We start from the raw sequence: 25022 nt of genomic DNA, 5'->3' as shown, positions 1-25022 counted from the left end.
TGATTAAAGGATTCGTCATGACCGACAAAGTGTACAACGTGTTGTTTCTCTGTACCGGCAACTCAGCCCGTAGCGTGATGGCCGAGGCGCTGGTCTCCACCATGGGCAAGGGCCGCTTCCGTGGCTTTTCGGCTGGCAGCCACCCGGGCGGCAGCGTCAACCCATTCGCCATCGAGCAAATTGAAGCGACCGGCTATCCGCTCGATAAACTGCGCAGCAAGAGCTGGGATGAATTCGGTACTCCAGACGCACCACACATGGACTTCATCATTACTGTGTGCGACAACGCCGCCGGCGAAGTCTGCCCATACTGGCCAGGTCATCCGCTTTCGGCGCACTGGGGATTCGAAGATCCGGCTGCAGCTACTGGCACCGACGCAGAAAAGCGCGAGGTATTCCATAAGGTGTTCCGGCAGATCATGACCCGGATGAACGTTTTCGTCAGTTTGCCGCTGCACATGCTCGAAAAAAACGCGATCCAGCACGAGATCAAGGCAATTGGACAAAGCGCCGTCTAGTAGGCGAGCGCCCCGGCATGCCTGTTGATAACGGGCATGCCTTACTTTTCACTATTTTGCGATAATTTCATGAACGTTCTTTTTTTGTGTACCGGCAACTCTTGCCGATCCATCCTGGCAGAAGCGACTTTCAATCATCTGGCGCCGGCAGGCTGGCATGCGCTGAGCGCAGGCAGTCATCCGGCCGGGGCGCTGCACCCAGGAGCACTGGCGTTGCTGGCCAACGAGCAGATATCGACCCTGGGGTATTACAGCAAGTCCTGGGACGCTCTGCCTTCCGTGCCCGATATCGTCATCACCGTGTGTGCCAGCGCCGCTGGCGAGACGTGCCCGGCCTACCTGGGCCCAGTGCTTCGTAGCCACTGGGGTGTAGACGATCCCGGCCATGTCACGGGGACGGACGCAGAAAAGGACGCTGCTTTCCGGGTGACGTATGGCATTCTGCGCGCACGCATCGAGGCTTTCTTCGCCTTGCCGCTAGAGCAGCTGCAGCATGACCCTGTACGCCTGAAAGCTGAACTCGACAACATTTCTAGTGTCTTTGCCCCGGCTGCCCCCAAGGAGGCGCTCGTATGTTGACTGCTTTCCTGATTTTCTTGGCGACTCTGGTACTGGTTATCTGGCAGCCGCGTGGCTTGGGTATTGGCTGGAGCGCGGCCATCGGCGCTGGCGTCGCGCTGCTGGCTGGTGTCATCCAGTTGTCGGACATGCCCGTCGTCTGGCACATCGTCTGGAATGCAACCGGCACGTTTATCGCCGTCATCATCATCAGCCTGCTGCTCGACAAGGCCGGTTTCTTCGAGTGGGCCGCGCTGCACGTGGCACGCTGGGGAGGTGGTAGCGGCCGCAAGTTGTTTGTCTTGCTGGTCCTGCTGGGCGCCGCTGTCGCTGCGTTGTTTGCCAACGATGGTGCGGCGCTGATACTGACGCCTATCGTGATCGCCATGTTGCTCGAACTGAAGTTTTCAGCCAAAGCTACGTTGGCCTTCGTGATGGCGGCCGGCTTTATCGCCGACACGGCCAGCCTGCCGCTGGTGGTGTCGAACCTGGTCAATATCGTTTCGGCCGACTATTTCAAGATCGGCTTTGCCGAGTATGCGGCCGTGATGGTGCCGGTCAACGCGGTGGCAGTGATAGCGACCCTGCTTGCACTGATGTGGTTTTTCCGCAAGGACATCCCGCAAGACTATGACGTCTCCCAGCTCAAACGCCCCGGCGCCGCGATCCGCGACATGGCGACCTTCAAGGCCGGCTGGCTGGTCCTGGCGCTGCTGCTGATCGGCTTTTTCTGGCTTGAGAGCCTGGGCGTGCCGATCAGTGCCGTGGCCGCCGTTGGCGCCGCTCTGTTGCTGGCTGTCGCCGCTAAAGGCCATGTGATACCCACGCGCGAAGTCATTCGCAATGCACCATGGCAGATCGTTGTTTTTTCTCTGGGCATGTATCTGGTCGTATATGGCCTGCGCAACGCGGGCCTGACCGGCTACCTGACTGGCGTACTCAATTACTTTGCCCAATATGGCGTATGGGGCGCGGCCATGGGCACAGGCGTGCTGACGGCCGTCCTGTCCTCGATCATGAACAATATGCCGACGGTGCTAATCGGGGCCTTGTCGATCGATCCTACCTCAGCGCAGGGCGCCGTTCGCGAGGCGATGATTTATGCCAATGTCATTGGCAGTGACCTGGGGCCGAAAATTACCCCTATCGGCAGCCTGGCGACCCTGTTGTGGCTGCATGTCCTCGACAGTAAGAAGATTCACATCTCCTGGGGTTATTACTTCCGCGTCGGCATCGTCCTCACCTTGCCTGTGTTGCTGGTGACCCTGGCGGCGCTGGCACTGCGCCTCAGTTATTAAGGAAAGGATTTATTATGGATATCACTATTTATCACAACCCGGCCTGTGGCACTTCGCGCAACACCCTGGCGTTAATCCGCAATACTGGCACTGAGCCGCAGGTCATCGAATACCTGCAGCAACCGCCAATGCGCGAGACCCTGGTCGATTTGATTGCCCGTGCTGGCTTGAGCGTGCGCGAGGCCATTCGCCAGAAAGGTACGCCGTACCTGGAACTGGGTCTCGACCAGGCCCAAATCAGCGACGAGGCACTGTTGGACGCCATGCTGGCCCATCCCATCCTTATCAATCGTCCGTTCGTGGTCACGCCGCTTGGCGTGCGCCTATGCCGCCCATCGGAGTTGGTGCTTGACGTTCTGCCCTTGCCGCAACTGGGCACGTTTGCCAAAGAAGACGGCGAGGCGGTCATCGATGCGCAAGGAAAGCGGGTGGTGCCCCATGTATAAGCCAGTCAAGGACTTGCCCAATATCAGTGCTGCGCACCTCGATACGCCGACGGTTGATAAACTTATGCCAGCGACGGTGGCAACGCATCCGCCGCGCATGCTCTTGCTGTACGGCTCGCTACGTGAACGCTCGTTCAGCCGCTTGCTGACTCTGGAGGCGGAGCGGCTGCTGCAGAATTTTGGCGCCGAGACGCGGGTTTTCGACCCGCATGGCTTGCCCATGGTCGACAGCGTCAGCCCTGACCATCCCAAGGTGCAGGAGCTGCGCGAGCTGTCGCTCTGGTCGGAAGGCCAGGTTTGGTGCAGTCCGGAACGCCATGGCGCTGTGACAGGTGTGTTCAAGTCACAAATTGACTGGCTGCCGCTGGAAATGGGCAGCGTGCGTCCGACGCAGGGGCGGACCCTTGCGGTGATGCAAGTGTCGGGCGGCTCGCAATCGTTCAACGCCGTCAACGGCTTGCGCGTGCTGGGCCGCTGGATGCGCATGGTGACCATTCCGAACCAGTCGTCCGTTGCCAAGGCATACCAGGAGTTCGACGAAAACGACCGCATGAAGCCGTCGCCATATTACGACCGCCTGGTCGACGTCATGGAGGAATTGTATAAATTCACCCTGGTGGTGCGCGATCGCTCGGATTACCTGACCAGCCGCTATAGCGAGCGCAAGGAATCCATGCCGGCCGAAGTACGCGCCCTCGCCGAAGCGGCCATGAATCACGAGACGCCAAGCAAATAGGCTGTTTTCATGTTGGCCCGTTCGCCGGGTTTTCACTGCACGATGACCTAGCCGAGGTTTTGGCTGGAAAGGGTAAGATGAAGATGAAAATTCTGGTGTTTCTCGGTTCTATTCGCACCAGCACACCGCCCCTGCCTGCGCGCGTGGGCGAACGGGTCGCCAAGGCCATCGTGGCGCAGTGCCGCCATGATGGCCACAATGTGGTGCTCATCGATCCGCTCGATTACGAGCTAGGTGACGTGTTCAAGCCACACTTTTCCTATGCGCAGGGGCGCGCGCCCTTGCCGTTGGAGCAACTGGCCAGTGAGATTGCCAGCGCCGATGGGTATGTGATGGTCAGTTCTGAATACAATCATTCAATGAGTCCGGCACTGATGCATTTACTGAACCACTTTGGCAGTTCTTTGTTTGCCTTCAAGCCCAGCGCCATCGTCACTTATTCGGCGGGCCAGTGGGGTGGTGTGCGGGCGGCGGTGGGTATGCGCGCTTTTCTGTCCGAGCTGGGCTGTTTGCCGGTGTCGGCCATGATCCATATTCCGACAGCACATACTGTTTTTGCTGCCGATGGCAGCTTTGCACCTGAAGTCGACAGTACGCGTTGGGTTTCCTATATCGAACGCACCTTTTCCCAGTTGATCTGGTGGGCAGAGGCCGCAGGACGGGAGCGGGCCCGCTCGGGAGGCACAGGGCCTTCACCAGCTTTTCTGCGCGATCCTACTCAACGCAATGCGCCGTGAAGCCACATAGGATGGATTATTGCTAGAATGATACTTTAGGGTGCCGTGCGTAGTTTGCGGCCGTGCTCCTTCCTGCCATTTCACGTCTATTTGGATCCCGCTGATGATTCGACTTGCCACTACCGCCGATGCTGCTGCGATCGCCACGATATACAACCATTACGTCAGCAGCTCCACCATCACGTTTGAAGAGCAGATGGTCGCCATCGATGAGATGGCCCAGCGCATCGCTTCTGTGGGTGCGCAGTTGCCGTGGTACGTCTTTGAACGCGATGGTCAAATACTAGGTTACGCCTACGCAACGCCCTGGCGTGCCCGGAGCGCCTATCGTTTTTCGGTCGAGTCAACGGTGTACGTGGCGCACGATGGAGTCGGTCAGGGCATCGGTCGACAGCTTTACAGTACCCTGATCGAGGAGCTCCGGCACCGCCAACTGCAAGTGGTCATTGGTGGCATTGCGCAGCCCAATGAATCTAGCGTTGCTTTGCACGAGCGCCTAGGATTTGAGAAGGTGGCCATGTTCAAGCGGGTTGGCTGTAAATTTGATCAGTGGATTGATGTCGGATACTGGGAGCTGCAGCTTGCTTAGTTAACCGCTGAGCACAAGATTTCTGTCCTCAAAAATCCATTTTCAGCGCTTAACTGTTTCGTTCGATGCTGTCGTGCCAGGAAAAAATAGCGTGAATTGGGTAACTCCATCAAGCTCACTCGTGACACTGGCTCGGCCATGGTGAAGCGCCATGATGGATTTGACGATTGAAAGACCCAATCCAGCGGAGGCTGACGTACTGGCCCTCGATTTATCGGAACGGTAGAACCGGTCAAACAACCGCGACAGGTGTTCCTGCGCGATGCCTGGGCCAGGATTGGAAACAGAAACTACGGCCCCGTCGTCGTCCTCTATCGCCTTGAGCAAGATAATTTCGCCCTTCGGCGTGTACCGAAGAGCGTTCGATACAAGGTTACTCACCGCGCGGCGAAGCAGGTGCCCATCAGCAAGCACTTTACCTGAGGCGATGACGATGAATGATATCCCTGCGTCGGATGCCGGCCCTTCAAAATACTCGGCGATTCGCGTCAGCTCAACATCCATATCAAGCTGCTCAGTTGCTAGCGAAACTTGGTCATGGTCAGCCCGCGCCAAAAATAATATGCTTTCCACCATTCTAGCTAGACGGCCAAACTCCTCGTAGTTAGATGAAAGCAGGTTTTGATATTCATCGGATGATCTGGGCTGAGACAGGGCAACTTCTGTTTGAACCATCAGATTGTTGAGAGGCGTACGCAAATCGTGTGCCAAGTCATCTGCAAACTGGGAAAGGTTATTAAAGCTATTTTGCAGGCGGTCAAGCACCTCATTGAACGAATCAGCCAGTATCTGGATTTCCTTCGGTGCTGATTTTGCATGCAAGCGCACTTCCAAATTGTGCGCACTGACTTGCTGAGCTTGCTGCGCGATGAGCTTTACTTTGTGCAACGCGCGACGTACTAGTAGAAACCCCAGTAGGGCTGTTAGCACCGCACCAAAGAAGCCCGATGCAAGCACTTTTAACTTGTATGCAGATAGAACAGCTGCGCGGCTCTCTTCGCTTCTGGCGAGCGTGATTTTCACCACGGAACCTGTCGAACCAACGGTACCCAGCGCAGCAATAACTCTTAGGTTGGGTTCGCTATGCCCTAGTGCAGCACGTACGTGAGATGGCTCTGGCATCGTCTCTACCGGCACAGCCCCGCTGGCATGCATGAATGAACGGTCACGGGTATTGCGGGTTAATTCTTCACCGTCTTGTGCCTGCATAACGAGCAAAAAGCCGCCATGCAAATCGACAGCATCTAAAAAACGGTGCGGATCCACACGAATCGACTCTACACTCGGTGTCTCCTCAAGCATATGTCTGATGAACACAATACGGTCGACAAGGTCTGCATCATCCCGTGCTTGGAGCTGCACCGCGAGAGCTTGATAGAGATAGATGCCTAAGGCCGAAAATACAATTACCGAGATGCAGGCGAAGAGCGCCCCCAGCTGCGTGGTGAGAGACCAGTTCTTGGCCTTCATTGTCTATCTTCTAATACATAGCCCATACTCCGAATCGTATGGATCAGTTTGACTTCGAAGGGGTCGTCAATTTTTGCCCGTAGACGGCGTACCGCGACATCCACCACGTTCGTGTCGCTATCAAAATTCATGTCCCAGACTTGCGATGCAATTAACGGCCGGGACAAAACCTGTCCGACCCGCTTGGATAGCAGATGCAAAAGTGCAAATTCTTTCGCAGTCAAATCAATCCGAACCCCAGCCCGTATGACTCTTCGCTTGGGAATGTCTAGTTCCAGATCGGCAATCTGAAAAATATCAGCTTCTCTGATCGGCCCTCGGCGCAACAACGTTCGAATACGAACAAGCAACTCAACGAAAGCGAATGGCTTAACTAAGTAATCATCCGCACCAAGCTCCAGACCTTTGATGCGGTCATCGAGCCCATCCCGTGCGGTAAGAAATAGCACCGGCGTATCAACCGTTTTGCGCAACTCAGCGATGATTTGCCAACCGTCTAAGCCCGGAAGCATGACGTCAAGCACGATCAGGTCGTAATGGGCAGTAGTGGCAGCGTGAAGTCCGTCGGGCCCAGTTCTCGCCAAGTCAACAACAAAACCAGACTCACTCAGACCTTTCTGAATATATTCGCCCGCCTTTTGCTCGTCCTCAACCACTAATAATCGCATGTCACTTTTCCACTAGTTCAACTGCTGTGTCCACGTTATGCGGATGGTGAAGATCGCCATCGGTCTCTGTCTTCAGTCTACCTTGGAAAGATGACAATCGTCTAACGCCAGGATTACAATCTTGTCAGAATTAAAGGTCCACCTGCAGCTGTTTAATTACTTGCTATAAAGAGGATACAGGTTTTGTTCGATGCGGCGCTGGTTAAAGGGATCTTCCCGATCGATGTAGCGCATGGCGGACTGGGCATTTTTCCAGCCCACATGCTCCATCAGCGTTCTCAGATCCCACCCATTCGCAGTTGCCCAACTGGCAAAGCCGCGGCGCAGCGAGTGGGCACTGTACAACTCAGGCGCATCCACGCCAGCTTCCTGCAGGATGTTACGCAGGAGCGGCACCAGGCTATCGATGTTTAGGCCGTTAGCGCTGATGTTGGCCCAGCGATCAATGGCACGAAACACCGGTCCAGCCGTCAATCTCGCTGCAACAATCCATTCCTCATAAGCGGTGACAGGGCATAGGCGCGATAGCAACGGCACCTTGAAGTTGCCGCCTTTGAGCTGGCGATCACCTTTGGTGCGTGGCAAAAAGCAAGTCATCCCTTCACTTGGCGTGACGTGGACATGCTCGATCTGCAGGCGCGTCAGCTCATCGCCGCGAAACCCGCGCCAGAAACCCAGCAGGAACAATGCCTTGTTGCGGCGGTACCGCAGCTCGGCGGCCAGTTCTCCCTGGGATTGCGCGGCGTCGGCGTTGGTAGTCAACCAGTGATCGACCAACATGAGTTGATCGATCTGGAAAGGTTTTGCACGCTTTTCCTGGGCGGGGTGCAGCGTCTGGATACCGCGCAAGACTTGGCGTACTACCGGTGCCTTGGTTGGGTCTGGAAAGCCCTGGTCGAGATGCCACTGGGCTAATGCGGCCAATCGCTGACGCAGGGTGTTGACAGCGTGCTTGCCGGCACGGTCGGCCAGGTAGCGTGCCACGCTATCCGGCGTCGCCGGCAAAAAACCACCCCATTCCACTTCAAAGTCGCGGAGCGCGCTTTGATAGCTTTTTCGCGTGTTCTCGCGCGTAGCAGCCTGCAGAAAGAGGTCGATATCAGACATGGCATGACAAGGCAGAAAGGCGGGCGGGTAAGGTCGACTGGGTAAATCGTTGCGAGCGTTGTCACCAATTATGTCCGGCTATACCGGAAAATGTACAGCAAACGCGGCCAAAATAGCACGAAAAGAGATCTGACACAGGATAACCATATATTATCCTGCTTTAATTTCAAGGAAAATTTGAGCTTGAATTTCTCGAAAAATGGTATGTAATTACATGGTATGTAATCTATTATCTTATTTCGTGGAGACGCCATGGCCCGCGCCGGACTGTATCAATCGGATATCAAAAAAGCGCGCGATGCGTTGCTGGCCCAAGGGCGCTACCCTTCGGTCGACGCTGTCCGCGTTGCCTTAGGCAACACGGGGTCCAAGACCACCATCCATAAATATCTGAAAGAACTGGAGACGGAGAAAGGCTCTGGCGACGGGCGCAAGGCGCCGATCAGCGATGCCTTGCATGATATTGTGGTTCGGCTGGCCGCGCGACTGTATGAGGAAGCCGCCGAAAGGACCTCGGCTATCGAATCACGGAACGCCGAGCAGGAGCGTGACCATGCCGCGGCCGTGGACAACTATGAGAAAGAACTGGCAGCGCTACAACAGCAATTGCGCCAGGCCAGGGATGACGGCATCGAGGAAATACGAACGCATACCCAAACACGTTCCAGTCTGCAAAATGAGACCATCTTGCGCCACACGACGCAGCAACAAGTGGCCGATTTGCAAGAGCGCCTGGCAGAAAATGAGGCGCACCGCCGCTCGTTGGAGGAAAAGCATGCCCATGCGCGCGACTCCCTGGAGCATTATCGTCAGTCAGTCAAGGAACAGCGCGATCAGGACCAGCGGCGCCATGAACAGCAGACACAGCAACTGCAATCAGAGCTACGACAACAGCAACAAGCCGTGGTGCTCAAACAGGAAGAAGCGACTCGGTTGAACCAGGAAGGTGCTAAGTTGGTTGCCGAGCTCTCACACTCCAAACAAGCGCTTTACGAGCAGCAAGCGCTAGGCCGTCGGCAGGATCAAAAGATCGAGCAGCTTCATGCGGCTCAGCAGCATGTCAAAGACCTGGAACGACAACATGCCGCCAAAGTGACTGAGAATGAGGTATTGCTGGGGCAGGTAGCAGAACTGGGCAAGGAGATGGGAGGACTGAAAACCCGAAACCGTGAACTCGAATTGTCCTTGGTACAAGCTGACGCTAGAGCCGAAGCGAGCCAAAGCATCAGTGATGAATTGCGGGGTTATCTGCAGTCACTTGGCCGACCACCCGCCTCAGAGTAGAAGTAAAGACTGGTCTGGACATCCGGCCGCTGCAACAAAAAAAAGAATTAAAATTCTTTAAAAACAGAAACTTAGATCAAGTTTTGGGAATTTTTACAGGAATCCCGGCCGACTCTCTCATTGTGTTCACGGGAGATAGGGAACCGTATCGGGTTACTATTTTCTCCATGGAATCAATAACTTCGTTAGCTTTTCGCGAAAAAAACCGCAATCCAGCCCGACCCTCCTACACCTTCGCGGGCGTAGATCACCGACTGCCGATACAACGGCAGGTGATCCGCGAACTTGGCAACCAGCACATGTGCCAGCAGGCCGGGACCGGCGATACCGCGCGCAATCGGCCGGCTTGGGGCAGGCGCCTGCACGATGGCGTCGCAGCAGCCGCAGGCCAGTTTCGGGCGCACGTGACGGATCACGCGGAAGCTGGCCGGCACGAACTCGAGTTGCTCGGCCACGTCCTCGCCCAGTTGATGCAGCTTGCCGCCGCAGGACGGGCAGGCTTCATCGGGAGGCAGGTAGCGCTGTTCATCACGCGGCAGATGCTCAGGCAAAGGCTTGCGTGCCGCCCGTTTGCGCGGCGCCTGGTCCGCTGCCGGCATCTCCCGTTCGGCCTCGGCGTCGTCGGCCTGCAAGTCTTCAAGCTGCAACTCCAGTTGCTCGATCTGGTGGTCGAGTTTTTCGGACTTGCGGCCGAATTGCATACGTCGCAGCTTGGCGATCTGCAGTTTCAGATGCTCGATCTCGGCGGCGCGGGTATTCAACTGCGCTTTCAATCCCGCCACTTCGACCTCACGCGCCCACAGCAATGCCTTCAGGGCATCGATGTCGTTGGGCAGGTCGGCAGGGTTGAACATGGACCGAGTTTACGCGAGGTACGCGACGTTTACAAGGCCGCTGTCGGGCGCCAGGTGCGCTCTGGCCGACGCCAGTCTATGCCTTCGAGCAGCATCGACAGCTGTGCCTGCGTCAGTGCGACACTGCCATCGGTGGCCTGCGGCCAGACGAAGCGACCGCGCTCAAGCCGCTTGGACAGCAGGCACAGGCCATCACCACTCCACCATAGCACCTTGAGCATGTCGCCACGCCGCCCCCGAAACACGAACACGTGGCCGCTGAACGGGTCTTCGGCCAGCGCCGCCTGCACCTTGACGGCCAGCCCGTTCATGCCTGCACGCATGTCGGTGACGCCGGCCGCCAGCCATATCTTCGTGCCTGCTGGCAAACCGATCATGGCAGTAGCCGCGCCAGCAACAGCGTCAGCGTGGTCGCGTCGACCTGGCCTTCCAGACGCAGCTGGGCTGGGCCCACGCTGAGCACGATCACGCCGGGCGGGACGCTGGCGACCGGTGCACTTGCGGGCAGGGTGTCGAGCACTGTGACGGCCACCAGCTGGCTTGGCGCATTGCCGCCGGCAAGCGCCTCGTCACCGAAACGCTTGCGCCAACTGAACAACTGATTGGTGTTGATCTTGAGCTCACGGGCGATCAGCGAAACGGAGGCGCCATCGACCTGCGTACGTGCCACCGCGGCACGCTTGAATTCATCGCTGTGACGGCGATACGGCCCGCGTTTCGCCCTGGTTGTAACTGATTGAATTATTGTGTCCATAAATAAATTTGTGGACACAATCAATTTGTGCCCCAAATTCAATCATGGCATCGTGCGGTGCCCAAGGGTAGACGGCGGTGGGCCGACGCTTACAGCGCATCTTCGGCAATACGATGAAAGCGCGTGCTCTGGCGCGCCAGAAAACGGAGGCGTGGATCAGTGCGTCCGCACTGAACAGGATGACCAGCTTCGGCATGCCGGTGTCGGTAAAAATCTAAAAACGGACGGAAACTGGGGACGTTTTTGCCTGGCGTCGATTAATTCAACAACCCCATGACTATCTGGCGTCCCGCTTAGTTCTCACCCTACATCCATAGGGAAGCTGATGATGCGCGTCTCTTTACTTGCCAAGGCACCTGCCATATATCGAGGCACCCTTCGCAGCAACACCACTCCAGAGGTGAAAGTGCACACTCCCTCGCGCATTCGCAGCCGTAGGCATCCCTGCATATTGACGCCACCGGCAAATCGTAGAACCGCCTTCGGCCCGATTTATACAAACACTGGCCAAACGAAGCGAGAAGGGTTGGCCAGGCACACCTCCGATTTAATAGGCCAAAACCGCCAGTCAATGAAAATATAATACAATACCTTCGTTAGCGCAATTAACTGAGGTTAACTTATGACAAACAGATCACCGCGCTTACGCGCGGCCAACACCGTCTACAAAAGGGCCCTCTTATGGGCCGCCGATCCAAAAATAGCCTTTCGCCGCTGGCTTGAAAAAGACGCGTACGAGGAAGGCCACAACTTCAGCGCCAAGACCATCGCGGTCTACACGTCGATGTGGGCGATCTTCATTGCCCACCTACGGACATTCCGCAGCAAAAGCGTCGTGCTGGCCAATGAAGAAGATATCCGTCACTTCCTGGATCAGGCCCATGTATGCAAACGCGTCGAAGCGCGTCAGCGCTATGCGCTGCTGCTTCGGCGCGCTTACGCCGCCTTGCAGCAAGCCGATCCTGATTTCGTCAATCCGACCGAGGCGACCTTTCGCCCGACAACCCAGCCTGCCGACGAAAAGCCGATGCCCTTTCTGCTCCCAGCTGAACGAGTACGCGTGTTTGCCTTGCTATGCGATACCAACGATCCGCAGGATCAGGAGAACCTGGTGCGCATCCGCGCCAAGGCGATGTGTGCGTTGATGCTGGGCGCCGGGTTTAAGCCTGGACAAGCCAACATAACCTCAGTTAATTGTGTAGGATATGGGCGCGAACGGTTTATCGTTGCGCCGCAATGCGGTACCATGACGTCGCACCGGGCCCTGGTGCATCCGGCTGCCTGGCCGGCGATTGACCGGTGGCTGGCGTTAAGCGGGAGCGAAGGATTGATGTTTCCGGGCGCGCCCTCGGACAAGGAGCATCCGGTCGACTATGCACGAGCATTCATCGGTGCGAAAAAACTGCTGGCGGACCTGGGGACAATGGCTGGCGGCGAACGGGTCAGTCCGCAAACCCTGCGCAACTCCTACGGCGCCAGCCTGCTCGAGGATGGACTGGGCCTGGACGCCGTGCGGGAATACATGGGCTTCTCCAGGCTGGAATTTGCCCGGCGCTTCTCACATGCCCATGCGGCATGGTGCCGCCGTTCCGGGCTACAGCAAAGCACGGTAGAATCGACGTCCAGCAACGATCTGAACGATGCTCCACCACCCTCTTCTGAAAGCTGCCACGATGCATCCGATTAATCCAACGGCAGAACAACGTATCGCCGAGCTGGAAAGCGCCCTTACAAAAGCGGTCGACTATTTGCGCTCATTGCCATTGAATCCTTCGAACCACCACGCCGCGGCGGCGGCCGACCAGGTGCTGCAACAACCTGCCCTGCCAGCACACATGCTGTCGGGAACGGTGATGGCATCGGCCGGTGTGCTACTGCTGCGCGCCACGCTGCAAGGCAATCAGCTCGCGGTGCAAACAGCTGATCCAGGAACGGTGCCGGCCGCCTTCCGGGAACAGCATGCAGTGCAGCTGCGCGCGGCACTTATCCGCGGCATCACCATCGACCTGTCGGCTGCATAAAGTCCATGGTGCGGTCGGACACTGGGCTGCTTTACATGTGCAGGCCGAACAAGATACCGAAAGTGGCGCCGCAGCTGATCCTGCGCGCGCAGCTAGCGTGGCGCCAGGCTGAACTGCTCAACGAAGGCGGCTAGTGCCTCAATGGTCGGTTCACCCCATAGCTCCTGGGCGTACCAGTTGGTAAACAGCGAGCGTGCCAGGACGTTCTCGACGCCGCGGTCCAGATTGACGGCCGTGTTCGTATTCTGATCCTTGAAGCGCTCAAAAATGGCGCTGCGGTCGGCGTTATCGAGTTCGTTGTACAGGTCATACGCGTCCTGCGCGCGCGCCGCGAGGAACTTCTCCAATACCGTCGTACCGCTGTCTTTTTTGACGACGCTATTTTTTGCCGCGCTGCTTTTGAGCTGCAGGTTTTTCGCCGCATCAGCTCCCTGCTTCATCGTCCAACGGAAATAGGCAGCTGGAGAATCCAGTGGCGCACTACTCTTGTGATCAATCCGAGCCTGAACAAAGGCCACGGCGCTGCGGATCTTGTCATCGCCATGCTGCGCCATCACATCAGCTGCATCGACCTGGGTCAGACCAAATTTCATGATGCTGCCCATCAGTTCCAGATCGATGACGGGCGGCGCTGCAAAACCAAGCTGCGGCTGCTTGGTATGCTCGACGCGAAACTGCAGGCGCTCGACGCGCCGGCCCACGCGGTGTTCGATGAGCTCAACCTGGATATCCGTGAGCGCATTGATCTCTGCCATCGCTGGCCGAATAACATCGCGCTTGAAATATTTATACTGCGGCGGTGGCGCATCCGCGGAAACAGGATTGCCGGTCAGCGCACCATACCAGTGTTCATACGTCTCGATCAGCGTGACCTTGGATGGATTGGTGGCATAGCGGCGGCAAATTTCATACAGCGCGAGCGACGAACCGGAACGCAGCAAGCCCTGGTAGAAAATGCTGAACCGCGTGTAAGTTCCCGGGGCCATGACCAGCTCATGCACTTCCGGCGGAAATGCGAAACCAAACCAGACCTGCCCGGAATGCTTTTTCAAGCCCATCGGATTGACCAGCGTAACCGAAGCGACCAGGCGCTCGGACGTCCACTGGCGGTCATTTTCCATCAGCAGCTTGATGTTTTGCATCTCTTCAAGCTGGGCCTTCAGGAATTCGGTGTCTTTGCTATCGTAGGCAGCATCGCGTGCCAGATCGGCCAGGCGAATCCAGAAGTATTTTTTTGACGCCGGTGTATCGATCGGGGAATTGACGCCCGTGACCTTCAGCTGCTGGGCGTGATACATCATGACGTTGAACACCTTACGGGTGAGCAAAGACATCTTGCCTTCCCGCACGCGCAGACCGATCGCATCATTTGTCTTGCGAAATTCCATCGATGGTGATGTCAATTCGCCATTATTGGCTGCCTTGGGTTTTCTCATTGCCACGCCGATCCTCTTTCATCGAGAAAGCATGGCTCCACATGCCCATACTCGCCTTTACATGGTGCGAACTATAGCGCGAATTGACTCACCTTTGCATGCTCACACAGGGAATTTCACCAAAATAAGTGATTTTTTTTTGAAAAATATTTCACCTTAAAACTGGACCACATGCTGCGGACATGCTCCATTGACTAACAAGCTCCCTGTGCAAGCTCACCTGATATCACAGCTACATAAACAGGCATCAGACACCAGAGCCGCATAAGTGGCTCTGTCCAGTACTATTACATCGACACGCCCACCGAACCAGCAAGCTACCCACAGCTACGCAATTTCGTCCATCACATCCTTCACGCTCCCTGTGGAATCTCACCAATCGAAGCTACAGGCGCCTCACAGTGCCCTCGACAACATACCATTCGAGCAAATCGACCTATTTCGCATAAAAACGGCACCAGAAGACCATAGCACGCCAGCACGCCGCCACAAATATCCTGCACTACCAAAAGCACTCCCCGTGGAAGCTCCCGCAAAAGACATCACCAGGCGATATCAAGACATCTATCTAGCTGCAATCAAATATGCTCCCTGTAAAACCTCCCCCAAGAACTGAGAGCCCACTGCAGTAACTATGCAAAGCCAACGTTAGCCAGAAGCACAAAGCAAAAGAGCAGCCTAAACTCATGCGGCGCTTCCCATGCCTCTACCCTCTACCCGAAGCATCATCTGATGGGAAAAAGTTATCCACATCCCTTTAATACTGTCCCTGTAAAAGCTCACCCTCATCGCCTCCAGTCACCGTATCCCCTCCCCTCGGTACCCGTACAGTCTCACCATAAAAACTTTTACTCCCTGATACGACTCACCGAACTCCCCGTACAGCCTCACCCCTGTCCCCGGGCAAGCTCACCGAATCCCTCGCTAGGCCGCATGGATACTCAATCTACGCACGCTTAATTTGTATTTAAGGTTTTAAAAGGGTTCTTTATCAAAAAACCTCTCAAGCAAAAAAAATATCCCAATGAACGTTTAACGATGACTCAACTGCCTAGAAATAGAGATAACTTAGTAAAAAATCAAGAAATTTCACTTACTATAAAACAATGACATCGCTTCATAAAGAACATAAGCCATGCAATACAAGCAAACGTACTAACTTTGCATGCATAGCGAATACAAAAAACATCGTCAGGACATGGACTACTCGATTTCGACATTAAGACACTAAACAACTTTCCATAAACAAAACTAATCTGACGACCACATACTATGTGAGACATATCTCTTTAACAAATGATAGATCGATAGCAACACTCTCTTACTGTGCCCCTGTAGAAGCTCCCCATAGGTAAATAGCAAGAAAAAGTATGGGTTAAGTTGTTATAAAAACATTATTTTCTGCAAAAAACACATTCTATCTTTACCAATTAAGCGATTGATTAATAAATAAACAAAGAATGAGTCACATCAATCTTAGTCACTGTAAAAGCTCCTGCATGATTCCTCTGAGCTCAAATTTCAAAATACTGTCAGTCCGTAGATACATATTTTCAACGCAAATGTTATACAGACAGGATTCTAAAGGTGAGGTATTACAGGGAGTGTGAATCAAGATTACTGGAGGATGCTTTACGAAAGTTTCTAAAAGGAAACTAATATACCCGCCAAGTTTTCAGATCGCTTTGCTTCAGACTAATTTTCATCCACTCAGATCACGTCCGACCAGTACCTGGACAGACAGTTTGCAATGAATTTAGAGAATATTTGCTTGCTTGACCTGATGTCCCCGTAAAGGCTCACCATATACCGACTTCCTTTCCTAACACTCCCTATAAAAGCTCCCCAAACGTACCTGGGTCGATAGATCCTTTATTAAGTGATAAATAAATTAATGCATGAGCTATGTTCGTGGTCCCTGTTCAAGCTCACCTATAACAGGCCTTGAGTATCTTCATCGCATTTATTGATTGAAAAACAATTAAATTCTGTCGTACAGACATGGACATCCGCTTTTCACATACCATAACGACAATTTTCACCTTCATAAAAGCCTGAAAAACGCATCCAGGCTTTTAAAAGAGACTATTCCTTTTAACTTGTCGATAGACTTTATTTTCGTCAATCTCCCTTTATTTGGAAAAGTTCGATTGAAAAGTACATTGAAACCCGCTATCATCATTGAAATAATCATCACGACGGGATCCCCATGCGCTCATTTGAAGGTGTAAAGCAGAAACTAGCGATGGAATTGAGCGGCTTCACTGGTACGCCAAAAACGTTTCGTACACGGTATCGTGAACAGGCAGACAACAAGCACAAGCTGTACAGTGCCGCTGAAATCCGTGCTATCCGCTTCGGACTGCTGAATATCCCTCCAGATACCAAACGCCCGTTGACACTGCCACCAGTAATCGACACGCGCATGGCTAAAGGCGGCGTCGGCAAGACCACCATTTGCGGCAACGTCGCCAGCTGTATCGCCTTGTCAGGCTACCGCGTACTGTTGATCGATGGCGATCCACAGTCGTCGCTGACGAGCCTGTACGGCATCAACTGGCTCGACGAAGAAATTACGCATATTGGCGAGCTGATGAAACGCACCTCACAGGGGCAGCGTGCACATCCCGAGAAAGCAATCCGTTCGATCTACGCCGATGGCATGCTTGATCTGATCCCAAGCGACATCACCATGGTCGACGAATCCTGGCTGATGGGAGCCATGAACCGGGAGCAAGCCTTTACGCGCCTATTGGAAGCCGAGATCGAGTTTTTCAGCCAATACGACGTCATCATCATTGACTCCGCACCAGGCACTTCGGTCCTGGCTACGACATTCATGGTGGCCTGCAAAACGCTGCTGACGGTGGTGACGGCCGAGGGACAGGCCATCGCGGCACTCGACGTGCTGGCATCAAACGTACAGGAAATCAATGCTGCTTTTGGACGGCAAGGGATCCATCTGGACGTCCATATCGTGGTGAACCAGTTCAATACGTCGAAAACACCGCACCAGTATCAGCTCTCGAAACTGCTGCCGAAATTTCCGGGCAAGATCAACGACACCATCATCCGTGATTTTGTCGGTTTCCTGCGTGAATCAGATCCGGACAACATCAGCAGCAATGGCCCGGTACTGGAAAAAGAACCCAATAGCGGGGGCGCACGCGACATCATCGATTTAACCAAGTCACTTATCAAACTATACGGCCTGCGCTTGGCTGGCACGACATTACCAGGGCAGGAAAAATTATGAGCAGAAAACCATTGAAAGTATCCGGCCTGATCCAGTCAGGCCGTCTGGTGCCACAAGCCGGCATCACCGCCTCAACCGCATTTGATACGCCAGCCGATGCCTCAGCCATGGAGATTGGGCAGGACCATCCAGCTGAAGTCACCTACAACGCTCAGCCTACCAGCACCCCAGCGACTGTAGCGCCGGTCAATGCACTCGGCGTGGAAAAACTGATTGATTTGGATTTGCTTGATGACAGCCCATTTCAAACCCGGTTGAAGTATGACCCGGAACGTATCGATGAAATTTCACAGTCGTTCTTGAGCGCCGGACAAAGTACGCCGATTACGGCACGCCAAATGCCTAACGGCCGCTACGAAATCATCAAAGGCCAGACGCGCAAAAAGGCTGCTATCAACATCGGCTGGAAGCAGGCACGCGTCCTGGTTGTCTCGAGAACGGATCGGGAAGCCGAACTGGACGTCATGGTCGACAACACCGGCGCGCCTCCGACCGAGTACGAAGAAGCACTGATGTTCCGCAAGGCGATGAGCAAGGAATATGCGACCACACAAAAGGCAGTCGCTGCGATGTTCCTGTGTTCTCAGGCCAAGGTCTCCAATGGCCTGGCGATGCTCAACCTGCCTGCCGAAGTACTCAGCCTGCTGGATGACGAACCCGGATTATTTGGCGCGCATGCGGCAAAAGTAATCAATTCGCTGTGGGAGACCTATCCTACCCACCACCACGTCATTTTGAAGGCCATTCAGCGCCTCAAGGAAGGCGCTGACCAGGGATCGATACAAGTGTGGGTCACACAGCAAATTAACGCCGCCAGCCGCTCTCCCCGGGCGCAGAAGCACTTGATTCCTTCTTCGTCAGGTGCACCGCGGTATTTGACACAGGCGAAGGACCGCGACATCATCGTGCGTATTTCAGACCGATCGATCGATGCGGCGATGGTGCATCAGAAGATTGATGAAATGCTAAGAAAAATGGCTGACGAAGTAACGGGATAATTTAATAAATTCAATTAAATCAATGACTTACAGAGTATTACTGAGTAATAACCTGATCTGTTATACGTCAAAAGCCTGGGATTCCCCAGGCTTTTTTTTTTTTGGAAGTTGATTGCTCATATCAGGATACTCTGGTGGAATAAAACGCTGAGAGATCTGCCACGTTTTCGATATCCACCCGTCTCAAGAGAACGGCGATAAATCTAATGTTGTTGGCGTAACTGAAGCCAAACATCCAATCGACCACTCGATCACACATATCTTATCCAACCATGGCAACCATTGCACAAAAATGGCTCGTTGCTGTGCTATGCCAGTACCAGTTTCTCTCGACTCAACATCTATAGATTATGCAGGAGAAGCATGGCCAATTTCAGCCGCATTGGGAAGCGCTGTGGATTGTGACGTAACAACAGCGCATCCAGGATCATCTGCGGGCTCTTTTTGCCTAAGTAAGAAAACTAGCCATGATGCGAATGGTGAGGTCGAACAGGGACCACTCCCCGAGAATGGCTTTATCTAGCATCTCGCTCTATACCGTACAACGTGCAGGTGCATTTCCATCACAGCACTCTTATTCTAGAAGCATGGATTTTCATTCAAGGTGAGATGTAGCAGGGAGTCAATTCCATGTCATCGCTATGCATTGCTAATGTAGATTAACTGACAGACATCATTTTCATGATCAAGCATCACTTCTTATCCTTCTTGAAACCGTTGCATGCTGGCCGCCAATGGCTTTCCAGGTGTATTTAGCATTACATGAAGCTGTAGAGATGCTGTTACACAGATAGCTAATAAGAACCTGATCTTTTTTATCCATTAAAGGTGAGCTTTATCAGGGACTATCAAAAGTAGTCCCTAATAAAGCTCACCCAATACCCGCGTGGGTAACTTGACAGGAAGATCGCTTTGGAGACGTGCCGGCGATAGTTGGCTGGTATCTTCTTTTGCCAGTTGTTCACGCTGCAGAATTGATTGGCATACAAAAAACGGTTTCTTGATTATTTAGGCCATCGCCTGCGTATAGGTTTCTTGGTTGCCAAGATGCCGCCACAATCTCACCCACCGCCGGTTGAGCAGAAGTTTTCGCTAATATACTGGCCGCAAATACTGCAACAATCAGTGCCTGACGCCCCATAACGAAATGTACATTCAGGACATCGATATGGTATTTCCGACAGGTCTGTCAGTGTTTGACTACCCTACTGTCTGCTGTCTGGATAGAATAGATGCGGCGAGACGACTGGAGTCGTTCTGACAGTGTGCTGACAACCTGGCGTTAGACTGGGAAGATTCTTTGTCTTTCACTTGGCTAGACGTCAACGGCATCGTGGCTAGTATGGCGTGCGCAGTCTGCTGTCATCTATCCGCTATCAAGTCTTGGCATTCTCTTGTGGTTCTAGCCCACGCGGCACGACAGAAGGCACTCAGGCTGCTCGGCCCCAAGTGACTTGGTGCCACGCTAGCCAGATATTCTTCAACCCTGTTATACCAGCTGTCTTGATGTTTGTTCGGAGGCATATCTGCAGACGTACTGTAAGCGCTCCATAAACCACAGCCTTGTGGCGTGATCCCGATTTGCGCATGCTTGCCGTTTCAATTTGAACGGGAGCAAGTATGGAAGGCGACACCGAATTCTGGACCTCACATATCGAGGCCTGCCGCCGTGAAGGCATGGCGGCGAGCGTATATGCACGGCAGCATGGCCTGACGCTGGCGTCGCTGTACTACTGGCGGCGCAAGTTGACGCGGGCCGCAGTAACCGGCGCCGATGGCGCAGCGAACCAATTTGTCGCCCTGCGCGTGGTTGATATGGCAGTTGGCGCCGCAACCGGCACGTGCACTCTGGTGCTGCGTTCCGGTCTGCGCCTGGAGTTGGCCGCGCTGCCGTCGCCAGTCTGGCTGCTGGCCCTCGACCAAGCCCACGCGGGAGTGCGCTGATGCACCCGGGCTGCCGCATCGACCAAGTGTTTTTATGCCGCGACCCGGTCGACTTCCGCAAGTCCATCGGCGGTCTGTCGGTGCTGGTCGAGCAGGCGCTGGGACTTGATCCGTTCGGCAGCGCGCTGTACGTGTTCATCAACCGCGACCGCAACAAGATCAAGGTATTGTACTGGCACCGTAACGGCTTCTGTCTGTGGCTCAAGCGGCTCGAAGCGGAGAAATTCGCGTGGCCGCGCGACGCCGGCGGCGCCACGCAAGGCGTCACGCTGCAGCAGTTCGAGTGGCTGCTGGAAGGCTTCGATGTCTGGCAGAAGCCGCCCCATAAAACACTGCATTTCAGTTCTGTTTCATAGGAGAATTTGGTAAACTACGGCATGCCTGCAACCACCGCCAAACCGTCCAGCCTGCCGCCGCGCTACAGCCTGCCAGAACTGGTGCTGCCGGCCGTGTTGCCGACCGACGCGGCAGCGCTGACGGCATTGCTGCACTCGGTCATCGCCGCGCACCACGACGTCAAGACCCAGGCGATGAACCACATGCAGCACATGCTGGAACAGTTCGTCCTGGCGCGCCACCGCATGTTCGGCACCAGCTCGGAACAGTCGTCAGCGCAGGGCCGCTTGTTCGACGAGGCCGAGGCGCTGGCCGCTGGCAGTGATGCAACGCAGGACGTGGCGCCGCTGCCGCCGGACACTCAGCCTGATTCCAAATCGAACAGCAAACCGGCGCGCGGCAAGCGCAGCGCGCTGCCAGCCGAGTTAAAACGCGTCGATGTCGTGCACGACGTGCCAGCGGCCGAACGTACTTGCCCGTGCGGCACTCCGATGGTGGAAATCGGCGAAGAAATCAGCGAACAGCTCGACCTGGTGCCGATGCAGGTGCGCGTGCTGCGCCATATCCGCAAGCGCTACGGCTGCCCCGGCAGCGTGCACGCGCCGGTGACGGCGGCGTTGCCGCCCCAACCCCTGCCCAAGAGCAACGCCAGCGCCGACCTGCTGGCCATGCTGCTGGTGGTCAAGTTCATCGATGGCCTGCCACTGGCGCGCTTTGAATACGTGCTGGCCCGCCACGGTGTGACGGTACCGCGCCAGACGCTGGCACGCTGGGTCATCGGCGCGGCCGGCGTGCTGCAGCCGCTGCTCAACCTGATGCGCGACGCCTTGCTTGAAGGAGCGTTCCTGCACGTCGACGAAACGGTGGTGCAGGTGCTCAAGGAAGCGGGCAAGGCGCCGACCTCGAACAGCTATATGTGGGTGCAGACGGGCGGACCGCCAGGGCGGTCGGTGGTGGTGTTCGACTACGATGCGAGCCGCAGCGGGCAGGTGCCGGTGCGCCTGCTGCACGACTACCGGGGCTATGTGATGACCGACGGCTACAGCGGCTACAACGAGCTGATGCGCACAGACGGCATCGAGCAACTCATTTGCTGGGCGCACGTGCGCCGCCGCTTCGTCGAGGCGGTCAAGGTGCAGCCCAAGGGCAAGCGCGGGCTAGCCGACGAGGCCGTTGCCATGATCGGCAAGCTGTACGGCATTGAGCGCGACCACCAGGATGCCGATGACGCGACGCGCCTGCTGGCCCGGCAAACCCACAGTGTGCCGGCGCTGGCGGCGCTGCGGACCTGGCTCGACCAGACGCTGCCGGGCGTGATGTCGAAGAGCGCGCTCGGCACGGCGCTGTCGTACCTGCACGACTACTGGCCGCGTCTGACACGCTACACGGAGCGCGGCGACCTGCCGATCGACAACAACCGCGCCGAGAACGCGATCCGCCCGTTCGTCGTCGGGCGCAAGGCCTGGCTGTTCAGTGACACAGTAGCCGGCGCCAATGCCAGCGCCGTCATCTACTCGGTGCTGGAGACGGCCAGGGCGAACGGGGTGGAACCTTACACCTGGTTGCGGCGCGTGCTGCGCGAGCTGCCGGCGGTGAAAAACGTCGAAGACGTTGAGGCGCTGCTGCCATGGAATATGAGCGCACTCGACCACGGCCAGAGCGTGACACCGATGGGCGTGCTGCAATGAGCCGGATCTCATCGCCGACGCTCGCCGACGCCATCAAAGTCGTAAGGGCCATGGGCATCGAGCAAAAAGAGGTACTGGCCAACGAATTGTTCGAGCGGCAGCCAAACCTGTTCGGCTCGGCGCTCGCACTCCACCGCATGGGTGTCGCCCCGGCAAAAATCGAGGTGGTGCTTGATCTGCTGTTCATCTGCTTCCAGTCAATGAAGCAGTCGGGGCTATGCTGGCCATTGATCACCGAGGCTGACCTGGACAAGCAATTAAGACGCTATGTCGCCACGGTGCGGTTTGGTGACGACCTGGCCTTGGCACAACGCCAGCGCGCCATGACGCAATATCTCGAATCCCATCCGGAAAAACCGCTGCTCGCCTATGTCACCGACGAGCTCAATAAATGGTTGGCCGGCATCACACCCGAAGCGACCGACAACTACGTCATGCTCGCCGCCATGAACTTCGTCAACTGTATCGCATTCACCCCGATCCCGAAGCCGGCGAAGCGAACCTGAACGACCTGGCCTGGTTCGTGAGGCATGGACTTCAATGCCACCATCATGCCGGCAAGAAGATTAGCGGGCAAGGTTGGGGTTTATGGATCGCTTACGACGTACTCTCAGCTCAAGGCATTGCATTTTTAAAGGGAGCTTCTACGGGGAGCTAAACTCTTGAGACCAGAAATCGTCATGTCCTTGCATTCACGCTGCGAGATCATGTTTACCGGACTAGGTAGTCCTGTGTCAGCAGCGGTTGTAAACTGATACAGGGTCAGTTTTCGGTCGGCGCCAACACATTTCCTAAAGCAAGTGGCAAAACAGCGTGAAAATGGCGCCGCTGAATGATGAAGGCATCGCTTTATTGGCATGATCGTTATACGATCTAGCTTACGGGGCCGCGGCCCCTTGTTTGTAGGTTTCCTCGACTTAGCTTTCGAAGATAGCTACTTTCAGATCATCACACTTAAGCCAGATGTGCAACGGTAGAGGTAAGTACTACCTCCCCGGTAACACTGGCTGGATGCTGTGCCACGTACTTGATAGCGGATTGATTCAAGCCCTCGCTGAGTCTTCTAAGATAGCAATCGCCCTTCGTTAAAACATAATTTGGACCGGCGACTGTACTCAGGAGCGTTACCAACTCTTCTCTCATCCAATCCTTGTCCGACCAGCTACGGACCATAGCCCGGTCGACCATATGGACGCCCCCTCCGACTTTGACTGCATGGTTGCCGAGTTTGTAGCAGCGCTCCTGCACTAATGACCTGTACAAAGCCATGTCCCCGCCTTCGAGTGACATGTAAGGTTTTGAAAGTATTTCGCTGATGTGATGAGGATGCGTCCCAGTCATCCAGCATACAAGTGCGTCAAACGAACCTGGCTGCAAATGTAGCTCAAGGTCAGAGGATATAACATCTATTACAACGATCTTCACTTTCAGTCCTTGCCATGCGGAGAGATTTGACAGTTGATCGACCGAGATCAGTTCGACCGATATACCTTTGGCATTTAGGCGCTCACAGGTGCGATCAGCGCACGATTGGTTAGATTCAATCACCAGCACTTGGCGACCTGTACTGAGCAGAGCTTCTGTGCTGGCACCTGCGCCACAACCAACCTCAATGATTTTGTCGGCTTTCCCCAATCGTTCGTTCATCCACGTGTAATGCCCTGCTGCAGAGAAGGCAGCGGCGCTGCGCTCCCATTCTGAAGAATATTGGGCTGCGGTCATTGCCTGACCGAATCTCGGATGGATTTCATTCATATCATTTTTCCCGCTACTTGGCGGCCTTTCCAAATAGCCGGCTACCGGCCGGCGTCGGGGCGGCATCGCCACCAATTCATTTTCCTACATCGGCCGTGCCTGGATATGCGTGCATCCAGCGTAACTGCTGGGACAACGCCGTCGCTGAACGCTTCTTCTTGAACCTCAAGATGGAACGGGTCAAGGCTGTTCATCGATTCTGGACAGCACCAAGTCAAGCTGTACCCTGATGGGGAGAACACAGAATTCGGAAAAAATCGGGCGCTAAGCTCGCGTACCTCGGTTTTGCGTTCCACTGCGCCGGATGCCCACCAAGTGTTCGCGCAAGCTATGTTGTGATCTCTCGGGTGCTGACCAAGAAAATCGATATCCTGCGCCTCAAGCACACGGCGCAGCAATAGCCGCCAGGGGCGAAATAACCTTAGCGCCCGATTTTTTCCGTTTCCTCTCTTCGCCCCTAATTGACGAGATCGGCACGGTCGACGACTTCGTGGTCGCACAACATAACCTGGGAGCGTTCGACTTCGGTCCGTACCCAAAGGGATTTGCACAGATGAGTAGCGTCTTTT

The 25022-nt window shown here is 55.2% G+C and carries 24 protein-coding genes and 1 pseudogene; 16 read left to right on the top strand and 9 right to left on the bottom strand.

Going from position 1 to position 25022, the window contains the following annotated elements; translation table 11 throughout:
* Positions 1 to 17 precede the first annotated feature (17 nt).
* From GCM43_RS24140 to GCM43_RS24110, 7 genes are all read left to right on the top strand, one after another.
* Positions 18 to 518, top strand: a complete 501-nt coding sequence (locus tag GCM43_RS24140; protein ID WP_070289039.1) for an arsenate reductase ArsC — start codon at positions 18 to 20, stop codon at positions 516 to 518.
* Positions 519 to 587: 69 nt separating this feature from the next.
* Complete coding sequence (locus GCM43_RS24135) at positions 588 to 1097, top strand: arsenate reductase ArsC (RefSeq protein ID WP_100429699.1); 510 nt, start codon at positions 588 to 590, stop codon at positions 1095 to 1097.
* Positions 1091 to 2374: an arsenic transporter gene (locus GCM43_RS24130; RefSeq protein ID WP_100429698.1), complete on the top strand. Its 1284-nt coding sequence runs from the start codon at positions 1091 to 1093 to the stop codon at positions 2372 to 2374. Before GCM43_RS24135 ends, GCM43_RS24130 begins: the two co-directional genes overlap by 7 nt.
* Before the next feature lie 14 nt (positions 2375 to 2388).
* The gene (gene arsC / locus GCM43_RS24125) at positions 2389 to 2820 is read left to right on the top strand and encodes an arsenate reductase (glutaredoxin) (protein ID WP_070289036.1); all 432 of its coding nucleotides are present in this window, start codon (positions 2389 to 2391) and stop codon (positions 2818 to 2820) included.
* Positions 2813 to 3556, top strand: coding sequence for an arsenical resistance protein ArsH (gene arsH / locus GCM43_RS24120; protein ID WP_070289034.1), 744 nt, complete (start codon positions 2813 to 2815; stop codon positions 3554 to 3556). The genes arsC and arsH overlap by 8 nt, the downstream gene beginning before the upstream one ends.
* Positions 3557 to 3633: 77 nt before the next feature.
* On the top strand, positions 3634 to 4293 hold the full coding sequence (locus GCM43_RS24115) for an NADPH-dependent FMN reductase (protein WP_198511367.1): 660 nt from the start codon (positions 3634 to 3636) through the stop codon (positions 4291 to 4293).
* 103 nt (positions 4294 to 4396) lie between these two features.
* On the top strand, positions 4397 to 4882 hold the full coding sequence (locus tag GCM43_RS24110; RefSeq protein WP_070289033.1) for an arsinothricin resistance N-acetyltransferase ArsN1 family B: 486 nt from the start codon (positions 4397 to 4399) through the stop codon (positions 4880 to 4882).
* Positions 4883 to 4924: 42 nt separating this feature from the next.
* On the opposite strand, the gene GCM43_RS24105 is transcribed toward GCM43_RS24110, so the two are convergent.
* From GCM43_RS24105 to GCM43_RS24095, 3 genes are all read right to left on the bottom strand, one after another.
* Positions 4925 to 6352 carry a heavy metal sensor histidine kinase gene (locus GCM43_RS24105; RefSeq protein WP_100429697.1) on the bottom strand — a complete coding sequence of 476 codons (1428 nt, stop codon included), beginning with the start codon at positions 6350 to 6352 and terminating at the stop codon, positions 4925 to 4927.
* Complete coding sequence (locus tag GCM43_RS24100; RefSeq protein WP_071080232.1) at positions 6349 to 7020, bottom strand: heavy metal response regulator transcription factor; 672 nt, start codon at positions 7018 to 7020, stop codon at positions 6349 to 6351. Before GCM43_RS24100 ends, GCM43_RS24105 begins: the two co-directional genes overlap by 4 nt.
* A gap of 156 nt (positions 7021 to 7176) precedes the next feature.
* Positions 7177 to 8127: a site-specific integrase gene (locus tag GCM43_RS24095; protein WP_152248436.1), complete on the bottom strand. Its 951-nt coding sequence runs from the start codon at positions 8125 to 8127 to the stop codon at positions 7177 to 7179.
* Positions 8128 to 8379: 252 nt separating this feature from the next.
* Here GCM43_RS24095 and GCM43_RS24090 point away from each other — a divergent pair, with 252 nt between their 5' ends.
* The gene (locus GCM43_RS24090) at positions 8380 to 9411 is read left to right on the top strand and encodes a DNA-binding protein (protein WP_152248435.1); all 1032 of its coding nucleotides are present in this window, start codon (positions 8380 to 8382) and stop codon (positions 9409 to 9411) included.
* 227 nt (positions 9412 to 9638) lie between these two features.
* Here GCM43_RS24090 and GCM43_RS24085 read toward each other — a convergent pair.
* The 4 genes and pseudogenes from GCM43_RS24085 to GCM43_RS25935 all read right to left on the bottom strand — a co-directional run.
* Positions 9639 to 10265 (bottom strand): annotated as a pseudogene (locus GCM43_RS24085) (transposase domain-containing protein); the annotation flags it as partial.
* 29 nt (positions 10266 to 10294) lie between these two features.
* Positions 10295 to 10642 carry an IS66 family insertion sequence element accessory protein TnpB gene (gene tnpB / locus GCM43_RS24080; protein WP_152248434.1) on the bottom strand — a complete coding sequence of 116 codons (348 nt, stop codon included), beginning with the start codon at positions 10640 to 10642 and terminating at the stop codon, positions 10295 to 10297.
* Positions 10639 to 10935, bottom strand: a complete 297-nt coding sequence (locus tag GCM43_RS24075) for a transposase (protein WP_193315735.1) — start codon at positions 10933 to 10935, stop codon at positions 10639 to 10641. The genes tnpB (GCM43_RS24080) and GCM43_RS24075 overlap by 4 nt, the downstream gene beginning before the upstream one ends.
* A gap of 16 nt (positions 10936 to 10951) precedes the next feature.
* Positions 10952 to 11215 carry a hypothetical protein gene (locus GCM43_RS25935; RefSeq protein ID WP_193315734.1) on the bottom strand — a complete coding sequence of 88 codons (264 nt, stop codon included), beginning with the start codon at positions 11213 to 11215 and terminating at the stop codon, positions 10952 to 10954.
* 426 nt (positions 11216 to 11641) lie between these two features.
* Between GCM43_RS25935 and GCM43_RS24070 the strand changes: the two genes are divergently transcribed.
* Entirely contained in the window at positions 11642 to 12706 is a 1065-nt protein-coding gene (locus GCM43_RS24070; protein WP_152248432.1) for a tyrosine-type recombinase/integrase, read from the top strand.
* Entirely contained in the window at positions 12693 to 13040 is a 348-nt protein-coding gene (locus GCM43_RS24065; protein WP_152248431.1) for a hypothetical protein, read from the top strand. Before GCM43_RS24070 ends, GCM43_RS24065 begins: the two co-directional genes overlap by 14 nt.
* A gap of 92 nt (positions 13041 to 13132) precedes the next feature.
* Here GCM43_RS24065 and GCM43_RS24060 read toward each other — a convergent pair whose 3' ends face one another.
* On the bottom strand, positions 13133 to 14476 hold the full coding sequence (locus GCM43_RS24060) for a replication initiation protein (RefSeq protein WP_152248430.1): 1344 nt from the start codon (positions 14474 to 14476) through the stop codon (positions 13133 to 13135).
* Positions 14477 to 16685: 2209 nt separating this feature from the next.
* Between GCM43_RS24060 and GCM43_RS24055 the strand changes: the two genes are divergently transcribed.
* From GCM43_RS24055 to GCM43_RS24030, 6 genes are all read left to right on the top strand, one after another.
* Positions 16686 to 17732, top strand: a complete 1047-nt coding sequence (locus tag GCM43_RS24055) for a ParA family protein (protein WP_152248429.1) — start codon at positions 16686 to 16688, stop codon at positions 17730 to 17732.
* On the top strand, positions 17729 to 18730 hold the full coding sequence (locus tag GCM43_RS24050) for a ParB/RepB/Spo0J family partition protein (protein ID WP_152248428.1): 1002 nt from the start codon (positions 17729 to 17731) through the stop codon (positions 18728 to 18730). The genes GCM43_RS24055 and GCM43_RS24050 overlap by 4 nt, the downstream gene beginning before the upstream one ends.
* Before the next feature lie 1620 nt (positions 18731 to 20350).
* A complete protein-coding gene (gene tnpA, locus GCM43_RS24045) occupies positions 20351 to 20674 on the top strand; it encodes an IS66 family insertion sequence element accessory protein TnpA (RefSeq protein WP_152248427.1) in 324 nt (107 codons plus the stop codon).
* Positions 20674 to 21030, top strand: a complete 357-nt coding sequence (tnpB, locus tag GCM43_RS24040) for an IS66 family insertion sequence element accessory protein TnpB (protein WP_152248426.1) — start codon at positions 20674 to 20676, stop codon at positions 21028 to 21030. Before tnpA ends, tnpB (GCM43_RS24040) begins: the two co-directional genes overlap by 1 nt.
* Positions 21031 to 21051: 21 nt before the next feature.
* Complete coding sequence (gene tnpC, locus GCM43_RS24035; RefSeq protein WP_152248425.1) at positions 21052 to 22698, top strand: IS66 family transposase; 1647 nt, start codon at positions 21052 to 21054, stop codon at positions 22696 to 22698.
* Positions 22695 to 23204 (top strand): hypothetical protein, encoded by a 510-nt coding sequence (locus tag GCM43_RS24030; protein ID WP_226929647.1) that lies wholly within the window; start codon positions 22695 to 22697, stop codon positions 23202 to 23204. The genes tnpC and GCM43_RS24030 overlap by 4 nt, the downstream gene beginning before the upstream one ends.
* Positions 23205 to 23652: 448 nt before the next feature.
* Here the strand turns inward: GCM43_RS24030 and GCM43_RS24025 are convergent, their stop codons facing one another.
* On the bottom strand, positions 23653 to 24453 hold the full coding sequence (locus GCM43_RS24025) for a methyltransferase domain-containing protein (protein ID WP_193315733.1): 801 nt from the start codon (positions 24451 to 24453) through the stop codon (positions 23653 to 23655).
* Between the last annotated feature and the right edge of the window lie 569 nt (positions 24454 to 25022).

The organism is Janthinobacterium aquaticum, assembly GCF_009208565.1.
In the GTDB taxonomy this organism is placed as follows: Bacteria; Pseudomonadota; Gammaproteobacteria; order Burkholderiales; family Burkholderiaceae_D; genus Janthinobacterium.
Note: the sequence above shows the minus strand (reverse complement) of the source record. Positions and strands in the feature narration are given on the sequence as shown.